General features: G+C 44.8%; 14 protein-coding genes and 1 pseudogene. 11 read left to right on the forward strand and 4 right to left on the reverse strand.

Going from position 1 to position 17,123, the window contains the following annotated elements; genetic code table 11:
- Window positions 1-16: 16 nt before the first annotated feature.
- The 11 genes and pseudogenes from LEP1GSC050_RS04775 (at window position 17) to LEP1GSC050_RS04830 (ending at window position 12,608) form a co-directional block, all read left to right on the forward strand.
- Window positions 17-1,111 (forward strand): DUF1574 domain-containing protein, encoded by a 1,095-nt coding sequence (locus LEP1GSC050_RS04775; protein ID WP_010568342.1) that lies wholly within the window; start codon window positions 17-19, stop codon window positions 1,109-1,111.
- A gap of 288 nt (window positions 1,112-1,399) precedes the next feature.
- Window positions 1,400-2,686, forward strand: coding sequence for an LIC20035 family adhesin (locus LEP1GSC050_RS04785; RefSeq protein ID WP_010568341.1), 1,287 nt, complete (start codon window positions 1,400-1,402; stop codon window positions 2,684-2,686).
- Window positions 2,687-2,706: 20 nt separating this feature from the next.
- Window positions 2,707-3,330 carry an LIC20036 family protein gene (locus LEP1GSC050_RS04790; RefSeq protein ID WP_010568340.1) on the forward strand — a complete coding sequence of 208 codons (624 nt, stop codon included), beginning with the start codon at window positions 2,707-2,709 and terminating at the stop codon, window positions 3,328-3,330.
- Between the two features lie 25 nt (window positions 3,331-3,355).
- Entirely contained in the window at window positions 3,356-4,366 is a 1,011-nt protein-coding gene (locus LEP1GSC050_RS04795; RefSeq protein ID WP_010568339.1) for an AAA family ATPase, read from the forward strand.
- Window position 4,367: 1 nt separating this feature from the next.
- Window positions 4,368-5,198, forward strand: coding sequence for a DUF58 domain-containing protein (locus LEP1GSC050_RS04800; RefSeq protein ID WP_010568338.1), 831 nt, complete (start codon window positions 4,368-4,370; stop codon window positions 5,196-5,198).
- A complete protein-coding gene (locus tag LEP1GSC050_RS04805; protein WP_010568337.1) occupies window positions 5,195-6,052 on the forward strand; it encodes an LB_053 family protein in 858 nt (285 codons plus the stop codon). The genes LEP1GSC050_RS04800 and LEP1GSC050_RS04805 overlap by 4 nt, the downstream gene beginning before the upstream one ends.
- A complete protein-coding gene (gene batA / locus LEP1GSC050_RS04810; protein ID WP_010568336.1) occupies window positions 6,049-6,993 on the forward strand; it encodes a VWA domain-containing protein BatA in 945 nt (314 codons plus the stop codon). Before LEP1GSC050_RS04805 ends, batA begins: the two co-directional genes overlap by 4 nt.
- Window positions 6,990-8,693 (forward strand): VWA domain-containing protein BatB, encoded by a 1,704-nt coding sequence (batB, locus tag LEP1GSC050_RS04815; protein ID WP_010568335.1) that lies wholly within the window; start codon window positions 6,990-6,992, stop codon window positions 8,691-8,693. Before batA ends, batB begins: the two co-directional genes overlap by 4 nt.
- Complete coding sequence (locus tag LEP1GSC050_RS04820) at window positions 8,690-10,291, forward strand: BatD family protein (protein ID WP_010568334.1); 1,602 nt, start codon at window positions 8,690-8,692, stop codon at window positions 10,289-10,291. Before batB ends, LEP1GSC050_RS04820 begins: the two co-directional genes overlap by 4 nt.
- Window positions 10,288-12,017 (forward strand): annotated as a pseudogene (locus LEP1GSC050_RS04825) (Hsp90 family chaperone protein). Before LEP1GSC050_RS04820 ends, LEP1GSC050_RS04825 begins: the two are co-directional and overlap by 4 nt.
- 60 nt (window positions 12,018-12,077) lie before the next feature.
- Window positions 12,078-12,608, forward strand: coding sequence for a hypothetical protein (locus tag LEP1GSC050_RS04830; protein ID WP_010568333.1), 531 nt, complete (start codon window positions 12,078-12,080; stop codon window positions 12,606-12,608).
- Here LEP1GSC050_RS04830 and LEP1GSC050_RS04835 read toward each other — a convergent pair.
- The 4 genes from LEP1GSC050_RS04835 to LEP1GSC050_RS04850 form a co-directional block, all read right to left on the reverse strand.
- Entirely contained in the window at window positions 12,589-13,086 is a 498-nt protein-coding gene (locus tag LEP1GSC050_RS04835; protein ID WP_010568332.1) for a hypothetical protein, read from the reverse strand. The two genes, LEP1GSC050_RS04830 and LEP1GSC050_RS04835, sit on opposite strands and share 20 nt — an antisense overlap.
- Window positions 13,087-13,197: 111 nt before the next feature.
- Window positions 13,198-13,542 carry an STAS domain-containing protein gene (locus LEP1GSC050_RS04840; protein ID WP_010410078.1) on the reverse strand — a complete coding sequence of 115 codons (345 nt, stop codon included), beginning with the start codon at window positions 13,540-13,542 and terminating at the stop codon, window positions 13,198-13,200.
- Window positions 13,535-14,437, reverse strand: a complete 903-nt coding sequence (locus LEP1GSC050_RS04845; RefSeq protein ID WP_010568331.1) for an NAD(+)/NADH kinase — start codon at window positions 14,435-14,437, stop codon at window positions 13,535-13,537. The genes LEP1GSC050_RS04840 and LEP1GSC050_RS04845 overlap by 8 nt, the downstream gene beginning before the upstream one ends.
- A 75-nt stretch (window positions 14,438-14,512) precedes the next feature.
- Complete coding sequence (locus LEP1GSC050_RS04850) at window positions 14,513-16,885, reverse strand: SpoIIE family protein phosphatase (protein WP_010568330.1); 2,373 nt, start codon at window positions 16,883-16,885, stop codon at window positions 14,513-14,515.
- Window positions 16,886-17,123 lie beyond the last annotated feature (238 nt).

Below are 17,123 nucleotides of genomic sequence, written 5' to 3' on the forward strand. Positions count from 1 at the left end.
GGGGAGTCTTGAGTCCGTGTCCGAACGGAAGATTGAATCCGAGGAAATCCAGAATTTTCTCACGAAACCGTATCTATTCTATCCCGTACTCCTTTTTCTTTTCATATTCTTAGTGGATAAGCTTTTCTTTTTGGAAAAGGTCCGGGATTACCTTAAAACCGAATTCACATATATTTACTACGACGTTAAACAGGATCTATTAAAAGAACTGATCCGCGAATACGGGAATCAAGCCCGCGAAAAACCTAAGAAGAAGCTAGTCGTGCTGATGGGTTCTTCCCGGATGCTTTATTTTAAAAACCAGGAAATTTTGGATTTTTATCCGGACTGGGACGTTTACAATTTTTCTTCGGCGGTAACGACTCCCGCTTATTATCTGTATTTTTTGGAGAGAATGACGGAGGCCGGCGTTAAGCCCGACTTTCTAGTAATGGAAGCGGACCCTTTCCAGTTTAATGCGAATAGCACTACATTCAAAAAATCGAATCTTGCCAATAGCTTCGACCTGAGATTTATTCTGTCTCACGCCTGGGACCTAGGCCGAGAAAACGTAAATTATTATCTCGGAAATACTTTCTTCGGTGTGAGTAAAAACAAGCCCTATCTCTCTAATGTAGTGAATCGGCTTACGAATCAAAAGTTCGAAATGGCCGAGCTTATTAAGAAAATGACGATCGATTCCTTGTACAAGGACAAGGGGAACGCTTTTTCTCCTGCGGGAGCTTTTGTGGAGCGGGATTTCGGAAAGTTGGAGGATAGCTCCATCCGTACGATCGGCTGGATTTACCCGAAGTATGCTCCGTCCGAAATGCAATTTAAGTTTTATGAGAATATTCTTTCTCTCGTAAGAGAAAATCGAATCCCCACACTTGTCGTTCGTCCTGAAGTGTCCCTTCCTTTGGAAAAACTTTTAGACGAACTAAAAATTCCGGCCCCTTGGTGGGAAAGAATTCTGCCGATCAATAAGTCCTACGGAATTCCTTTTATCGATATGGCGGAGGCCAAAGATTACGATTGCAACGCATTTGCGGACAGCGGTCACATGGCCATCGATTGCTATCGTCCTTTTTTGAGATTTATTCGATTGCATGATCCGAATTCGTCTCAATAAATTTTTTCTTCTCTTTCGAATTTTCCATCGAGTTGATTCTTTCTTTGTGGGAGCTCCCCGCGACACGCCAGAAGGAAAAAGAATTGAAGAATTGTCGATTTTGTGAAATACGGCAATTCCACCGCTTCGCTCCGGCCCCCGCCCACGAGGGCGGGGTATAATGATCCGGCGCAAAATTTTTTCTCCCTCCGTATGCGGCAGATTCGACATTCTCCTTCGGGAAAGGAGGTTGACGGGTTTCCGGCGACACCTTAGGTTAGGGAGTTAGATTTTTCATAAGGCAATTCCATGAAACGTATTGTAATTCTCTTTTTCGCCGCGGCGATTCTCGCTCGGTGCTCTTCACTTAACATTGCGGAAAATAAAGGCAAAGACCAGGAGTTCCAGATTTTGGATCCGAATCTGCGAGTAGAAAAGTTTAAAGAAACATTCAACTTAAAAGCCGAAGGCCCCGTTACTCTCGATTGTTCCGGCAAGCCCTGCACGCCTGATCTGGTCTCGGCCTTGACTCCGGATCAGATTAAGAAACTGAAACGAAACGGGACTTGGAAAGAATACGCGGAGAAGGAAGACGCAAATAAAAAGAAATTCAGCGTGCTCGCTCGCGTAGGCGACTATAAGGACGATAAGCGGGAAGGAATTTGGAAAACTCTCTACGAAACCGGGGAAACATTGCGGGAAACCTCTTACGTTGCCAGTTTAAAAGAGGGAGAAGAAAAGAAGCTGACGAAAGACGGTACTCAAACCGAAAGCACGGCGTACAAAGCCGATAAGAAGAACGGACCATACTGGTCTAAATCGGATAAAGGATTTCTTTTAGAAGAGGGCACGTACGCCGACGATAAGAAGGTAGGCACCTGGAAGGAGTATTATGCGGAAGACGGGGCTAAAAAGTCCGTGACGGATTACAAGAATGGACAAAAGAGCGGCCACGAAATCAATTATCAAAAGGACGGTAACACTCTCTCTTCCGAAGGTAATTATACCGAAGATTTGAAGATCGGTAATTGGAAGAATTATTACGACAACGGACAAGTTCAGGCGGACGGTGCCTATGCGCCGAAGGGCACTGGCGCGGATAGAAAATCGCTTAGAACAGGTCCTTGGAAAGAATATTACAAAAATGGAAAGGTTTTTGCGGAAGGCCAGAGGGATCATACTCGCAAAGGCGATTGGAAATTCTATTGGAGTAACGGAAACATCGCGTACAAAGGAGCGATGTCGAACGAATTCATGATGTCTTCTGCCGAAGCATACGATAAAGAAGGCCAAATTATTGGGAAAGGAAAGATGAGTTTTTCCATCCTTCTCATCGACGATAAGAACGACGAATTGAACGCGAAGTTTCGCCCGGATCTTCCGTTTACATATTATAAAAACGGCAAGAAGAGTTTCGATATCATTGATGAAAATAAGGCCGTCGAATATGATGAGTCAGGAACTAAATTGGGAGAAGGGCCTATCATGGTCGGGACAAATGCCAAGAACGGATGTTGGTCCACTCCCCAAGGAAAGAAATACTTCATCAACGGAAAGGAAAATTCCAAAATGGGAGAAATGCAGAATTGTAAATAATCCTGCTTTCCCGGAGAAAGATGAACGAAACAAAACCTAAGTTTGAAATTTCGGGTCCCAAGGCAATTGCCTTGGGATTTCTATTTACCGCATCGATTTTCTTTTTGCTCGGCTATTGGAGTAAAGGCTGCGGTTCCATCGGCCGTCAGGCGAAAGTTACATACAGCGGATCTTTTACGGAAGGGACGCTGATTTCCTTGGATGAAAAGAGACTAGTCTTAAAAGACCCGGACTTTACTATCCCTTTGGAAACGATCGAAAAGATCGAATTTTTGGAAGACGCCCAATCCTTAAAAGCCGGCCAAGTTCCGTTAAGCGACGCGGAAAAAAGCTTTATCGGTACTTATAAGCTTCAAGTGGGAATGCACAAGGGTGTGCTGGTTTTATTCCCGAGAAAGACGGGAGGGATCGGAGGTACTATGCGTTTTTCCAATTGGGGGAAAGGTGTAAACGAGTCCTTAGGTCAAATTAAAGTGACCGGAAAATCCATTCGATATATTAGATCCTGCACGGGGGCTCGCTGTTCGGAGATAGGCAGTAACGTTCCGTTTAACCAAACGTATATGGGAGAGCTCGAGGGCAAAAAAATCCAGGGAGCCTACCAAGGCACCAATAGTTCTGGTCGCTGGACTGCGGAACGTTAAATTCGGATAGAACCGACGAGATCATATGGAGCCAAAATCCCTGCCAATGGAAAATAATTCCTTAACCGAAGCGGACTTAGTTTTTGCGAAAGACACGCTGGATAAAATTCGAGACGAGCTTTCGCGCGAGATCACAGGACAAGATGCGGTCGTCCGCAGTTTACTGCTTTCTCTAACCTGTCAAGGCCATGTGCTCTTGGAGGGGATGCCCGGTCTTGCAAAGACGCTCTTGGCCAAATCCTTGTCCGCCGCCTTGGACTTGGATTTTAAGAGAGTGCAATTCACTCCGGACTTGCTTCCGGCCGATCTAGTGGGTACAGTAGTATTCAATCCGAAAGACGGGGATTTTAGAACCCGAAAGGGCCCGATCTTTACCGGGATTCTCTTAGCGGACGAGATTAACCGAGCACCCGCGAAAGTACAATCGGCCTTATTGGAATGTATGGAAGAACGGACCGTAACGATCGGAGAAAATACGTTTCCATTAGAGCGCCCTTTTCTAGTTCTCGCTACGGAAAATCCGATCGATCAGGACGGAACCTATCCGTTGCCGGAAGCTCAGACGGATCGATTCTTCATGAAGGTTCTTGTGGATTATCCCGCGATGAACGAAGAGCTGGCTATCTTGGACCAACATGGTCGCTTATCACCAGGTGAAAGACGAATTCGGAAAGTTGCCGGTTCTCGCGAAATTCTTAAACTCTCCTCTTTAGTCGATAAAGTTCATATAGAGCCGAAATTAAAAAGTTATATCGTAAGATTGGTTCGTAATACCCGTCCTGAGGAAAAAACGATTCCCGATCTGCTTCCATACGTAAAACACGGAGCGTCTCCGAGGGCTAGTCTCAGTTTATTAAAGGCTGCAAAGGCACGCGCACTTTGGGAAGGCCGTGATTACGTAATTCCGGAGGATGTGAAGGCGTCTTTGCCTGAGATTCTTCGCCATAGAATTCTTCTCACATTCGAAGCCATTTCCGAAGAGGTCGGAATCGAGTCCGTGATCCAAACGGTTTCGGAGGCCACCCAGGTCTTATAAGATGCTTCGAAAGGAGTATCAAAGTCTGGTTCGACTCCTGGAATTTAAGGAGAAAGGGTTTTCTCAAAGAGAAAGACAAGGATCCGCGGCCAGTCAGAGGAAGGGTAGGGGACTCGATTTTAAGGACGTCCGTCCTTACTCGGTCGGAGACGATACTCGTCTCATCGATTGGAACGTGACCTCTCGTTTAGGAGAACTTCACGTCCGCGAATTTTACGAAGAGAAGGAAAGGCTGGGCGTTTTTTTTCTGGATGTTTCCGAATCGATGAACTGGAGTTCGGGAGATTGGACAAAGGCGGAAAACGCATTTCAAGTTTTGGCTTTATTAGTATTATTGTATGTTCGTAAGGGAAACTTGGCGAAAATTCTGTTGTATTCGGACCAACTGGAGCACGAGACCGGATATGTTCGCACTGTGGAAGAAGCACTTCCGGTTTTAGAGCGGATTCGAAAGAGAACGTCTCGTAGTCGCAAAACGGACCCGAATCTTCCGTTCGTCCTACTCAAGGATAGAATCAGACGTCATACCGATTCGTACATTCTATCGGATTTTAATAATATTCCTCCTCTGCGGAAGCTTGTCGGATTGCGGAAATTTCATATTTTGCATGCCATTCGGTTTATCGATCCTTTGGAGTCGGAACCGCCGCGAGGATTGTTTTCTTTTTTCTTAAAAAAAGATCCCGAGACCGGCGGTTCATTTTGGAATGAGAACGGAGAGAGGCATCGTCGTTCCAATCTGGAGCAATTATTTCGGGAAAGAATTTTAGATCTTGAAGGCTCCGATGACGATCCGTCCAGAATTCTTTCTTACTGGTGGAGAGAAAAATGAGAGTCGTTCTGGGTTGGCTCCTGCTATTCCTCGCGATCGACTCCGCCTTTGCTGTCTCGGAAGAATGGAACCCGCAAAAAGTAGTCATCGGGCAAACTTCCGTTTACGTTCTAACCTTCATAGAGGGGGAGGTTACTTCACCCGAGGTTCCTGCGCTCGGAATGCATGCCGATCCCGAAGCTCCAGACCTACCTTTATTCGAAGTTTTCTCCTCCGATATCGGGCAGAGTAGGATTCGTTTGGAGGTGGCCTATTATGCCAGCGGAACTTTTACTCTGCCGATCACCTGGAAGGATTCGGAAGGCAGGGAAAATTCGTCTAAAGTCGGACTCCAGGTCGAAACTTCCATACAAGAAAAAGATAAATCGCCGGAGGACGTCCTCCCTCCGGATTCGTTTTCGGGACCGTACGGCTGGAGATTGATCGGTCTGCTGGCCGGACTCACCGCCTTAATTTTAGGAGCACTTTATTCCTATTATCTCCATAAGACTAGAACGAAAGATCCGATGGACGCTATCCTACAAACCGATCCTTGGATTCAAAAAATCCTTCGGTACGAAAATCGATTAAGCGAATTGATCGAATCTCCGCCGATTCCCGCAAGAGAGTTTTACAGGCTTCTTTCGGGATACATTCGGGAAGTGGTCTCTAAAAAGCTCGGTTTGCCTACAGGGCATCTTACGGAAACGGAATTATTCGCAAGGATATTCGATTCTTTTTTACTGGACGAGGAAGTAATTCGTGTTTGGGAAAACCGCTTGCGGAAAACGCAATATTCCGCTGAAGAATCATCTCTCACAAAGGGGGAGGCGATCGCGGCTCTGGATTTTTGGAAAGGAGCCCTCGATAAATGAACGAATGGGAGGCGCCATATTACCTTTTTCTACTTTTCCCGATCTGGCTCTGGACGGCGTTCTCCTATTGGGAAAAGAAACCTGCACTAAGTATGGAACTGCGAATTCCCGGAATGGATTCGGTAAGGCGAAATTTTTTACGTGAAACGATTTCGAAATGGTTCCCTCTACTTCGACCTATTTCGCTAAGTTTGATGACGATTTCATTGGCGGGTCCGGGCCAATATTATCGCTTTCTCCCGAATGAAACAAAAGGCGTCGATATCATGCTCGCCTTGGATGTGTCCGGTTCGATGTCAAGAAGCCGGGATTTTCTTCCGGATACTCGTTTAGGAGTTTCGAAAAAATTGCTGCGCGAATTTATCCGAAAAAGACAGACCGATCGAATCGGCTTGGTCGTGTTTGCCGGCGGGGCATACTTGCAATCTCCTTTGACAAGCGACCGTGCCACTTTGGAGGAGATCCTCGGGGTCGTAGAAGAGGAAACGGTTCCCGAGCAAGGTACTGCGATCGGAGATGCAGTCATACTTTCCTCATATCGGTTAAGACGTTCTCCTGCTCGATCCAGAATTATCGTTCTGATTACGGACGGAGTTTCCAACACGGGAAGGATCGATCCTGTCACGGCAACCGAAATTGCGGACGAAATCGGAATAAAAATTTATAGCATCGGAATCGGAAAGGAAGACCAATCCTACGAAATTAATTTCGATATTCTTTCGGAGCTGTCCGCCAAAACAGGCGGTATGTTTTATCGAGCGGAGGATACGAGTCAGCTCCGTGAGGTCCTTGCCGCCATCGATACTTTGGAAAAAGATCCTCTGGCACTTCCTCCGGAAGAGGTAAGGGAGACGGACGCGTTGTATTATTTAATCGTTTCATTATTGCTTTTGGCCGCGGATTTGTTCGTAAGAACTTGGTTTCTGAGGTATTACGTATGACCGATGAAATTCTACGCGGGCTCCTAATCGGTATCGGGGTTATCTACTTTATATACGTTCTTGCAAGAGTCGTATTTTATTTCTTTTGGCGGAACTGGGTATCTAAATATCCGGGACTACGTAGAGAAGCTAGTCTTCCTCCCGTATTTCTTATCGTATCGAGACTGATTTGTATCGGCTTGGCATTGATTCTTTGCGCTATGAGCTTTCAACAGAATGCGGGACCCAAGTCTAAGGAAGAGGAGACATTGTACGGCGTGGATTTTCTCTTTCTGGTGGATGTAAGCCTTTCGATGCAGGCAATAGATACATCGCCCACGCGACTCGTTAGGGCAAAGGAAACGATTTTGAGAATTCTTCCCGGGTTGTCCGGGAATCGGTTCGGCATGATCGTCTTTGCTGCAACCCCGTTCGTATATTGCCCGATGACTTCGGACGTAAACGCCTTTGCCGATTACGTCCGCGGATTGGATGTGGATATGGTCGGAGATCGAGGAACGGATTTAGACGCAGCTTTTCGGAAGGCAGAAGAAGTCTTACAATCCAATCGAGTCTTTCGTAGTCGAGCCGTTGTTTTGATTACCGACGGGGAAGATATTCAAAATCCTGGAGTCTTTCGGTTCCCGGCCGATTTAATCGTTTGGTCTGTGGGAACTTTGGAGGGAGGTCCGATCGCATATAAGGAAGAGGGGGCCGTTTTAAACGGGTATCTAACCCGAGACGGTTCATTAGCGCCCTACGAAAATTCTCCCGGAGTAGTTCGCACAAAGGCAAACGAATCGTTTCTGAGATCTCTGGCGGAAGCGAACGGCGGAGAATTTCTTTCCTTGAATAGAACAAGTCCTAGCTCTGCCGATCTGATTGAAAGAGTCCGTTTCATGGATAAGAACGCCAGTAAGAGAGTGAAAGATTTAAGGAGAGCGGAGGGGTATAGAAATTTCCTTTTACCGGCTTTTTTGCTATTATTATTCGATTTTATCGTTTTGGAAGCGTGGGGTAAATATTCCAAATTACTTCGTTGGAAATTTTTGTCAGTCGTTCTGATACTTTACGGTTTTATGATGGGTACGGGAACTTTAGGCGCGGTGGAATTGGATCCCGGAGGTAATAGGATTCAGGAAGGAAACGAAGCCTACGAAGAGGGAAATTTTCCGGGAGCCATCGAAAGGTACAACGAGGCGGAATCTTATTTTCCCGGCGATCCTAGATTAGAATTCAATCGAGGAACTTCGAAGTATAAGACCGGCGATTTGGATACTGCTTTACGACATTTTGAAAAAGCGTTAGAATCGAAAGACACTCAACTTAGATCCAAAGCTTATTTTAATTTAGGCAACACCTATCTCCGATTAGGTGATCGAAAAAAAGCCGCGGAAAGTTTTTTAAGATCCTTGAAGGAAAATCCTAAACAGGAGGCTGCTAGAAAAAATTTAGAGTGGCTGCGGAAGCTTCCTCCTCCGCAAAAGAAAGAGTCTTCGAATTCCGGAAATCAAAATAATCAAGGGAAACCAAAAAGCGAAAGCAGACAACAAGAACCGGAAGAGAACGGAGCGGGCGGTCAATCGGCGAAGAGAAAAGATAAAAAGAGGGATCAAAAATCCAAATCGGAGTCGGATCTGGAGAGAATGATGGATTCCTTGGATTTGGACGCGGTGAAACGAAAAAGCATCGGTTCCAGAAATCGGGAGGTTTTTTGGTGAACCGATATCGTATCATTTTATTGTTCATTTTCTTTTCCTTTCCCGTACTTGCGGGAGAACCTAGATTTTATCTTAGCCAATCGCGCGCAGAGTTGGGAGATCCGGTGTTTGCCGTCTTTGAATTGGAGGGAGGCGCACAGGTTCGGATCCTAGAAAAAGAATTTCAAGGAAAGGGAATCAAAGCGGTTTATTGGGGGATGGAAGATAATACGACCATCTTGAACTATAAAGCGTACCGGAAGAAATTACTCAAATACAGACTAGTCGTTTCAGCTCCGGGAAGGTACGAAGTACCGGAAATAGGGTTGGAAGTGGACGGGAAAAAAGTTCATTCCGGCGTCCTTGCGGTGGAATTCGGAACTAAACGTTCGTCTCCTCGGGGTCCCGGTTCCATTTGGAGTCGGTTTTTCTCGAATGAAAGCGATCAAGGACCGGCGGATGAAAATCTAAAAGTCGTCTTCCAATTGGATAAGAAAGAGGTCTGGACAGGTCAACCAGTATTAGGATTTTTTACATTATATTATAGAGATATAGTGCGTCCCTATTTCGATAGGGACCCTTCCAGTTCGATCGAATTTCCTTATTTCAGAAGCGAGATTCTGTCCGGGATGAGTTTGAACATTCCCGAAGCCGTGGTATACGAAGGCTTAGTTTACGAGACTTTCCCTTACAATAAAGAATTCTTCATATTAACGCCTTTAAAGTCGGGAGAATATTCCTTGGGTTCGACCTCGTTTCATTTGGAAGGCCAACTTCAATCCTATTTTCATATGAGAACGTTGCGTAGCATTCCCGGTAAGATTCACGTTAGGCCCTTGCCGAGTCCGTCGTTTGCAAACTTCGGAGGAGCTGTCGGAAAATTTCAAATCGAAACGAAAGATGCACCCGAAGAAGCGCCGGAAGGGGAGCCTTTTCTTTTCAAAATAGTCATCAAGGGGAAGGGAAACCTCGCGCCTGTCCAGGATCCGATTCGAGAAGGGTGTGGTCGGATCGATTGTTTTCCGGAAATTACGTTGGTTCAATCTTCTCCGCAGAGAGAATTTAAGGAATTAGATCCCGGCGAGTACGGATTTAGCTTAAACTATTCTTATGTATATTCGGCCTTGCCGAGTAAACAAGGACTTTGGAATCCGGGAAAACTCCCTTTCGTTTTTTTTGATCCTTACTCGAGCCGCTATTCGGAAGTTTCAATTCGGTTACCCGCGGTAAAAATAGGCCCGCCTTCTTTGAAGGCTGCGGAACCTATTCATGAAACTTCCGAAATTATAAAAGTAAAAACGGTAATTCTGGTAGCTCTTTTCTTAGGGATTGCCGGAGCGGTCACTGTCTGGTTTTTCCGTTTGCGTAAAGTTCGGGGGCATGAAGAATTATTGAAACGGCTTGACGACTGGATCGGTTCTAAAAGAGGTTTGGTATTGAAGCATTCGATTCTTGCCAAGGGCATCTCGGAAGACGAGGCTTCTTTATTGATAGGTTGGAAATCCGAATCGAGCTCTTTGGTCGCTCTATATCCGAAGCTCGACTCCGTTTCAAAAATCTATCTGCTCCGGTCGGCAGAGCTGATCCTTGGCGATGTACAACAAAAGGAACCCTTATGAGCGAAGAAATTAAAGGCAGAATCTCCGTAGAGACGGAAAACATTTTTCCGATCATTAAGAAATGGTTGTATTCGGAAAAAGATATTTTTTTACGAGAATTGGTTTCCAATGCGTGCGACGCGATCGCCAAACTTAAAAAAGTGTCTTTAAGCGAAGAGTTCGACGGTGGCACGGATTACAAAATCGATATAGACTTCGATCAACATGAAAGAACCGTAACGATCGAAGACAACGGAATCGGAATGACCGACGAAGAGGTCAGCAAGTATATCAATCAAATCGCTTTTTCCGGAGCGGAAGAGTTCGTTAAAAAGTACCAAAGTGAAGGCGACAAACCTGAAATCATAGGTCATTTCGGGCTAGGTTTCTATTCCAGTTTCATGGTATCCGCAAAAGTGAGAATAGAAACCAAATCGTATCGGAAGGGTAGCGTCGGCGTTACTTGGGAAAGCGAATCCGGTACGGACTTTACTCTTAAAACGAACGAGAAAACCGGTCGAGGCACCAAGATTACTTTATTCTTGGACGGTGATTCCGGGGAATTCCTAGATGCGTGGAAGTTAAAGGAACTGGTCCGAAAATATTGTGACTTCCTACCGGTCTCGATTTTCGTAAAAGGGGAGCAGGCCAATAAAAAGACCCCTCTCTGGAGCGAACAACCTTCCGCCTCCAAGGAATTTTATATTTTCCAAAGCTTAAGCATGAGCTGGATGCGAATCGAATGGGGATAAAACTCTATTGTAATCACGTATTCGTTAGCGACGAGGCGAAAGAATTGGTTCCTCAATTTTTGACCGTATTGCAAGGAACTTTAGACGTACCGGATCTTCCTCTGAACGTATCCCGTTCTTATCTACAAAACGATCCTTTGGTTAAAAAAATATCCGCTCATATCGTCAAGAAAGTGGCTGATAAACTCCAGGAGGAATTTAAGAGAGATTCGGAGAATTTTCAAAAGAATTGGGATGAGATTTCCCTTTTTGTAAAATACGGTTTAATGACCGACGAAAAATTCTACGAAGCCGCCAAGGATCTGGTGTTCTTTCGTTCTTCAAACGGAGAACTCACGAAATTAGAAGACTACGTTTCTAGAAACAAAGAGAAAAATTCTGGAACGGTGTATTATGCCAATGAAACCGAATTATCGTCGGTTTATATGGATCTTCTAAAATCCCAGGGGCTCGAAGCGATTTTAGTGGATTCGAGAATCGACAATCACTTCCTACAGTTTTTAGAGAGTAAAAATCAGGATTGGAAATTTCAGAGGGTCGATTCTGAGCTAGCGGAACAAACATTGGACAAGGATGCCAGTCCTAGTTTGGCCGATTCGGAAAACAAAACCGAAGAGGAGCGATTAAAGGAGATCTTCGATAAAGCGATCGCTCGCGGAGGCGTGGAGATCCGTACCGAAGCCCTAAAATCCGAGGATGTTCCTGCAGTGATTTTATTACCCGAGCATCTGCGTAGATTGGCGGAAATGGGCCAAATTTACGGTCAGAAATCCACCGATTTATTAAAGAGCCATACTCTTCTGATCAACCGCAAGTCCAGACTGATACGTAATATTCTGAGTACGAGTAAGGGCGTTTGCCCGGAGCGCGCGGAACTGCTAGCCAGATCGGTCTATGACATGGCTCTTTTAGGGGCCAAGTTGTTAGGCGAAGAGGAAGTTTCCGAGATGCTTCGTAGGGAACGTACTCTTTTGGAAGAACTTTCCGCAGGATAAAAAGCGGGAAAAAATGGGGGGAAAAACGCCCCCCTGTCCGATATCTTTATTGGTACCGGTATGCCGACACCGCTTTTATCGATCATTACTCTATTTGCAGTTCTGGGATTGTTCCCTATCTTTGCGCAAACTCAAAATCCCAAGGAAGCAATTTCCGGGGCGGAAGAAGGGGCGGAGATTCATCAGGACGGCAAATCGTTAGACCGGGAATATTACGAATATTATTTTAAGACTCTTCCCAATACCGACATTGTCGAAAAAGCCAAGTTAGAGTACAATTTAATCAGGCATTTAAAGTTGGAATTGCGCAAGCGTGACGCCGTGAAAATGACTCCCGAGGAATTAAAGAAAGTGACCTCGGCTGCGGTTCGGTACGAAAGGGTTTTCGAAGATTCCATCTGGATGCGCGGAATTCGGAATCAAATGAAATACATAAAATTCAAAGATTATATGTATGTAATCATTTATGAAAAATATTATTGTTTTATTTCGTACGAAATGAATCCGTCCAGATACATACAAGAGCCGTTTCAGGTTCAATTGATATTCCAGAAGGAAAATCCGTTCAATACTATTCTGCCTGCGCCTTAAAAGCTCGATAATAAAGTCCTAGTCCGATCAGAACTAGAGAATATAGGATTCCGCCCAGGAATAATTCCTCTAAAAAATGAAAGCTCGGTATCGGAGCCTTATTCCCGACAATCCGAGATATTACCTTGGGCTTTCCTAGACTGAACCAGGTTTGTCTTCGTACCGTTATGGTATCTCCGACTCGCATTCTTCGATTAGTCATCTCGTCGACTTCTTCCGTTACTTCGTGTTTTTTACCTATTTCATCCGGAACCAGATACGTATAGAGATGTACCGTTCTTCCCAATTTCTCCAATCGGGTATTTTCCATTAATACTCCGAACTCTCTCGGTCCGGACGAAGATAGGGAAGCATAGACCGCTTCCATATTCTGATTCTCCCAGTAAACGATTCCGAAAAGAGGGAGAAAAAATGCGAAAGAACCCCAACCTAAAACGAAGAGAATCCTGAAAAATGGAGTGGAGGAGGTTTTATTCATTCCGGAAAAAAATCGATTTCGGGTTCAGAGTAAGATTGGATACGATCGCGATTATTACAACAAAGTTTCCCGGTATGTGGAAAGTAAAAAATGTTCGTGAAGCTGTCTAAATTATTTCAGGCAGGCGGCAATAGCGTCTTCTTCTTTTTCGAAGTGAGCAAACGGTTTCCATAGCCCTAAGAGATTAAAGATTTGGATCACCTTTTCTCCCGCTTCCGTAAGAATCAATTTTTTGCCTTCCTGAGTTAATCGGTTCTTTAATTCGAAAATCGCGCGGATTCCTGAACTGGAAATATATTTCAAATCGGACAGATTTAATATCGTATTATGGGCGTGTGTGACTTCCAATACCTTTTCCTTGAATTGGGGAAAGGTAGATTCGTCCAGACGACCGGAAACTAAGTACACCTTAATCGAACTTCCTGCGTCTTGTTCTAGGATGGTTAAACTATCCATTTTTTTTCACAACCACTTGCAATCGTTTGGGAGATACGGAAAAGTCGGCTTTCGCGCCTGGCGGAAAATCATAAATTCGCTCGGCTAAGGAGTCGATCGAAATCCCGCCCCACATTTCGGAAATAAGACGAAATGATTCCTTTACCGTAAAATGATCCAATTTGTATTTTACGTTTTCCTTCTTTCGAAGTTCCCTACAGTACACTTTGAAATATGGCTTCTGCTTGTCAAAACTTACGTCTCTATTTTCGCAAGACATAACCCAGCCCGTAGAACCCGCTCCAGTGTAAACCAACAAACCGGAACATTTCTGCTCTTCTACCGACCCTTCGTGGGAAATTAGGAATCGGCTGGTTAAATCCGGGCTATTATTTCGAATCGAAATTTCGCTGATTCCTTGGAAGGTTTTAACGGTTCTTCCGTCCGGATATTCGATCCTAACGTTAATTAAAGGCCATTGTTCGATTTTTACATCCGTCCAGTTCTGCCTTAAAGATTCTTCGATATCGTTTACATGGAAAGAAAGCAGGGCTCCGACGGAAGTCGCCGGGTCGGAATTACAACCTAAGACTAAGTTCTCCACGGTGTGGTGCGCCACGTACGTGAAATGATTGTCTCCTCCTAACGCGATTACGAGTTCGAATGCCGAGATATCTATCGTATCCAAACCTTCCCGAAAAATCAGAGTCGCATTCGGGAATAGCCTCTTTATATCTTCCCGACTTTTAACTTGCCTAATGTGAGATTCGTAAACTCTATCAAAGGAATTATTTTGGAGCGAGGCGATCCGTTTGTATTCTTCGAGCGAACCGTAAGTTTCCACATCCAATTCGTATTTAGTCCGTTTAATCACGACCAAAACGGATCGCAAACGTTGTAGCGTTTCGAGCGGCATCGTTTACCAATATCAAATCGGTTTCCGCCGGTCGGAAACGAAAAAAAGTCTTTTGGGCAGAAAACTCCGGCGCTTTTAGACTAGAGCCGGCTCCGTACTATCGCTGCGTTCGGGGTCCTTCCGAGAGACGATTTGCTTTAAAACGGCTATGGTCGTCCTGAATTTTGTCCGGCTTCCTGTCAGTCGATATAAGGCCACTAGATGTTTTAGGTTGCGAACGTTCTCGGGTTCTCGGGAACGTAATTTTTCGGAATACTCCAATGACTTCCAATAATCCTTGGTTTTTCTTAAGCAATACGAAGTGTAAAAGATATATTCGTTATCGAACGGTACCTTGGAGAGGTAGGCTTCGCAATAACTCGCGCCTTCCTCGTAATCCTTCGCATTAATGCAAATTCGTGCAAGCTGCTTATGAAGCGCCGGGTCGGAGTCGTCCAGTGTTAGGGCTTTTTTGAATAGCGCTTTAGTTTTTTCGTAACTTCCTTTCTTGTATTCCCGAATTCCTTCCTGCAAAAGCTGATTGTATTCTTCAGGTACGATTTTCGGCTCGGAGGGCACGGTTGCTTCTTTAAATCCGACCCTCATTAGACTTAAATCATCCGAAATCTCTCCCGCCGCCGAAATTAATCGTTCAAGATCTTGCAAATTTCCGTTGGCAAGTTCCACGAATCGAAGAAATAAGAACTCATCTTCGTTCATAGAAGGTTCTTCCTTATTAGGATCAGTAATTAAAATATCGTCTCGACCGTCGGATCCGATAAAAACCACATCCCCTTTTTCCAACTTATAAACTCTGACCAACGGCTCGGTAGAGTTCTCCGAAAATCCTAATTTTCGTAGCGCTAACTCCGGATCCAGGAAGGTCGCTTTGCCGTCGCGATATAGCACCATATTTGGATGTTCCGCATTCAGGGAATAAAGGGCGCCGGTCTCTTCGTCCAGTAGACAAATTAAAGCGGAAACTAACATGGTCCCGTCGAATGTTACGAATACGTTTTGCAATTCAGTATAACAGTCTTTCAGCCATTTTTCCGGAGTTTTCCGTTGGTTTGTCCTGGAAAGCTGAGTTCTAGTCAGAATCGCCTTGAATACGGTGCCCATAACTAAAGCACCTCCGGCGCCTTGAATCGACTTGCCCATCGCGTCGGAGTTCATCAGCACCAGATATTTTTTTCCGTAAAGAGTGATTTCGCTTATCGAAACCAAATCGCCGCCGATGTCCGAATCTCTTTTTCTAAAAGTAAAGGTTTTCTTTTGTCTTAAGATAGATTGGATTTTAGTGGACGGCCCGTTGTAATCTAGCGTCGCTAATGGCCGAAGAAGTAGGGAAGTGAGATAATAATCTCCGTCCTGCTTTTCCTTCAGAGCACGTAGATCGGTTAAGGTTTCCTGAAGTTCGTGAGTCTTTTCCTCGACTTTCTTTTCCAAAAAGAGTTGGTGATCTAGTAGGTCTTTTTTCATTCCCACGAAGACTTCCGCCATTTCACCCAGTTCGTCCGACCTTTCTAGATCCACGATTTTTGACTCGTCTTCCGCGGGGTTTTTCATGGCAAAGTTCAACGCTTTGACGGCATGAATAATATCGCGTGAGAAGAAATAAGAAGTGATTAGGATTCCTCCGAACACGAAGAGCGCGATCAATCCGCAATAGATCCAAAGGTTCCGAGTAGATTCATATAGATCGGTTTCGTCGATCATCAATACGAATTCCAATTTCAAATTGCTTAGGCCTTCGTACGGTATTTTCGTGAGATAGAGGTGCTTATCCTCGAACTTTAGTCGAGTTCCGTCGTTCAGGGAGGCCAGCGTTTTTTGTTCCAAATATTTTGCGATGAGAGTGTCGGAGGATGCTACAAGCTTTCCCTTTTCGAAGATCGCCATATGAACGTCTTCGGATCCGACGATCGATTTGAGAAATTTTTCGTTTACCACCTGCCCTACAAGCATCAACCCCCCACGGAGCGGAGCGGTGATGCGAAGACCTAAGCCGCTATGGCCGATTTCCAAAGTAGACGCTCCACCTCCCTGCAATGCCTCTTGCACGATTTTTTGTTTGGATTTATCGTCGCCGAAATCTTTGGGGCGATGAAATCGAAAAAAGACGACTCCCTTGGTATCCAGGAGTTCGAAAATCGATAGATCGTATTGCGCCATGATACCTTTGATATAGTCGAAATTGGCTAAGAGCAAAGGCCGATTATTATTTAGTCCGCTTTCCAGAATGGATCTAGTCTTTTGATTTCTTTCTATTTCTTTTAATAAGAGACGAATCACCTCGTCTTTATGTTGTAGTTCTTTGCGAAACTCAAAAGCTCGATCCAGAGCTCTCTTGTTCTGCGGCTCGTTTTTGACTCGATCGATCATTTGAATGAACGTAAAAGCCAGTATGAGAACGAGAAGGAGCTGACTAGCTCCTAAAATAATGAAGATTTTTTGTCTAAAACTCATAAAGTTACCCGGAAACTTGAAACTGACTTTGCAGAAATTGAATGAGAACGCTTAGAATTTTCAGCCTAGTAATTCCTCGTTTAGTCAACGAGATCTAAAATTTACGCTTTAATGATCCCAACGGTACTAAGGAATCGTGAAAATACCGTTACAAATACGGGTCGGAATCGCATTTTGGCGTTTAGGCGAAGGTCGATGCAGTTGACATAAGATGTCGAGGTTTTCAACCTTTTCAAAA

The organism is Leptospira broomii serovar Hurstbridge str. 5399, from assembly GCF_000243715.2.
Lineage (GTDB): Bacteria > Spirochaetota > Leptospiria > Leptospirales > Leptospiraceae > Leptospira_B > Leptospira_B broomii.

Excerpts from the sequence above, each read along its gene's own strand:
- LEP1GSC050_RS04785 (WP_010568341.1), top strand. The coding sequence starts at position 1,400 with ATGAAACGTATTGTAATTCTCTTTTTCGCCGCGGCGATTCTCGCTCGG.
- LEP1GSC050_RS04790 (WP_010568340.1), top strand. The coding sequence starts at position 2,707 with ATGAACGAAACAAAACCTAAGTTTGAAATTTCGGGTCCCAAGGCAATT.
- LEP1GSC050_RS04795 (WP_010568339.1), top strand. The coding sequence starts at position 3,356 with ATGGAGCCAAAATCCCTGCCAATGGAAAATAATTCCTTAACCGAAGCG.
- LEP1GSC050_RS04800 (WP_010568338.1), top strand. The coding sequence starts at position 4,368 with ATGCTTCGAAAGGAGTATCAAAGTCTGGTTCGACTCCTGGAATTTAAG.
- LEP1GSC050_RS04805 (WP_010568337.1), top strand. The coding sequence starts at position 5,195 with ATGAGAGTCGTTCTGGGTTGGCTCCTGCTATTCCTCGCGATCGACTCC.
- batA (WP_010568336.1), top strand. The coding sequence starts at position 6,049 with ATGAACGAATGGGAGGCGCCATATTACCTTTTTCTACTTTTCCCGATC.
- batB (WP_010568335.1), top strand. The coding sequence starts at position 6,990 with ATGACCGATGAAATTCTACGCGGGCTCCTAATCGGTATCGGGGTTATC.
- LEP1GSC050_RS04830 (WP_010568333.1), top strand. The coding sequence starts at position 12,078 with ATGCCGACACCGCTTTTATCGATCATTACTCTATTTGCAGTTCTGGGA.
- LEP1GSC050_RS04835 (WP_010568332.1), bottom strand. The coding sequence starts at position 13,086 with ATGAATAAAACCTCCTCCACTCCATTTTTCAGGATTCTCTTCGTTTTA.
- LEP1GSC050_RS04840 (WP_010410078.1), bottom strand. The coding sequence starts at position 13,542 with ATGGATAGTTTAACCATCCTAGAACAAGACGCAGGAAGTTCGATTAAG.
- LEP1GSC050_RS04845 (WP_010568331.1), bottom strand. The coding sequence starts at position 14,437 with ATGCCGCTCGAAACGCTACAACGTTTGCGATCCGTTTTGGTCGTGATT.
- LEP1GSC050_RS04850 (WP_010568330.1), bottom strand. The coding sequence starts at position 16,885 with ATGAGTTTTAGACAAAAAATCTTCATTATTTTAGGAGCTAGTCAGCTC.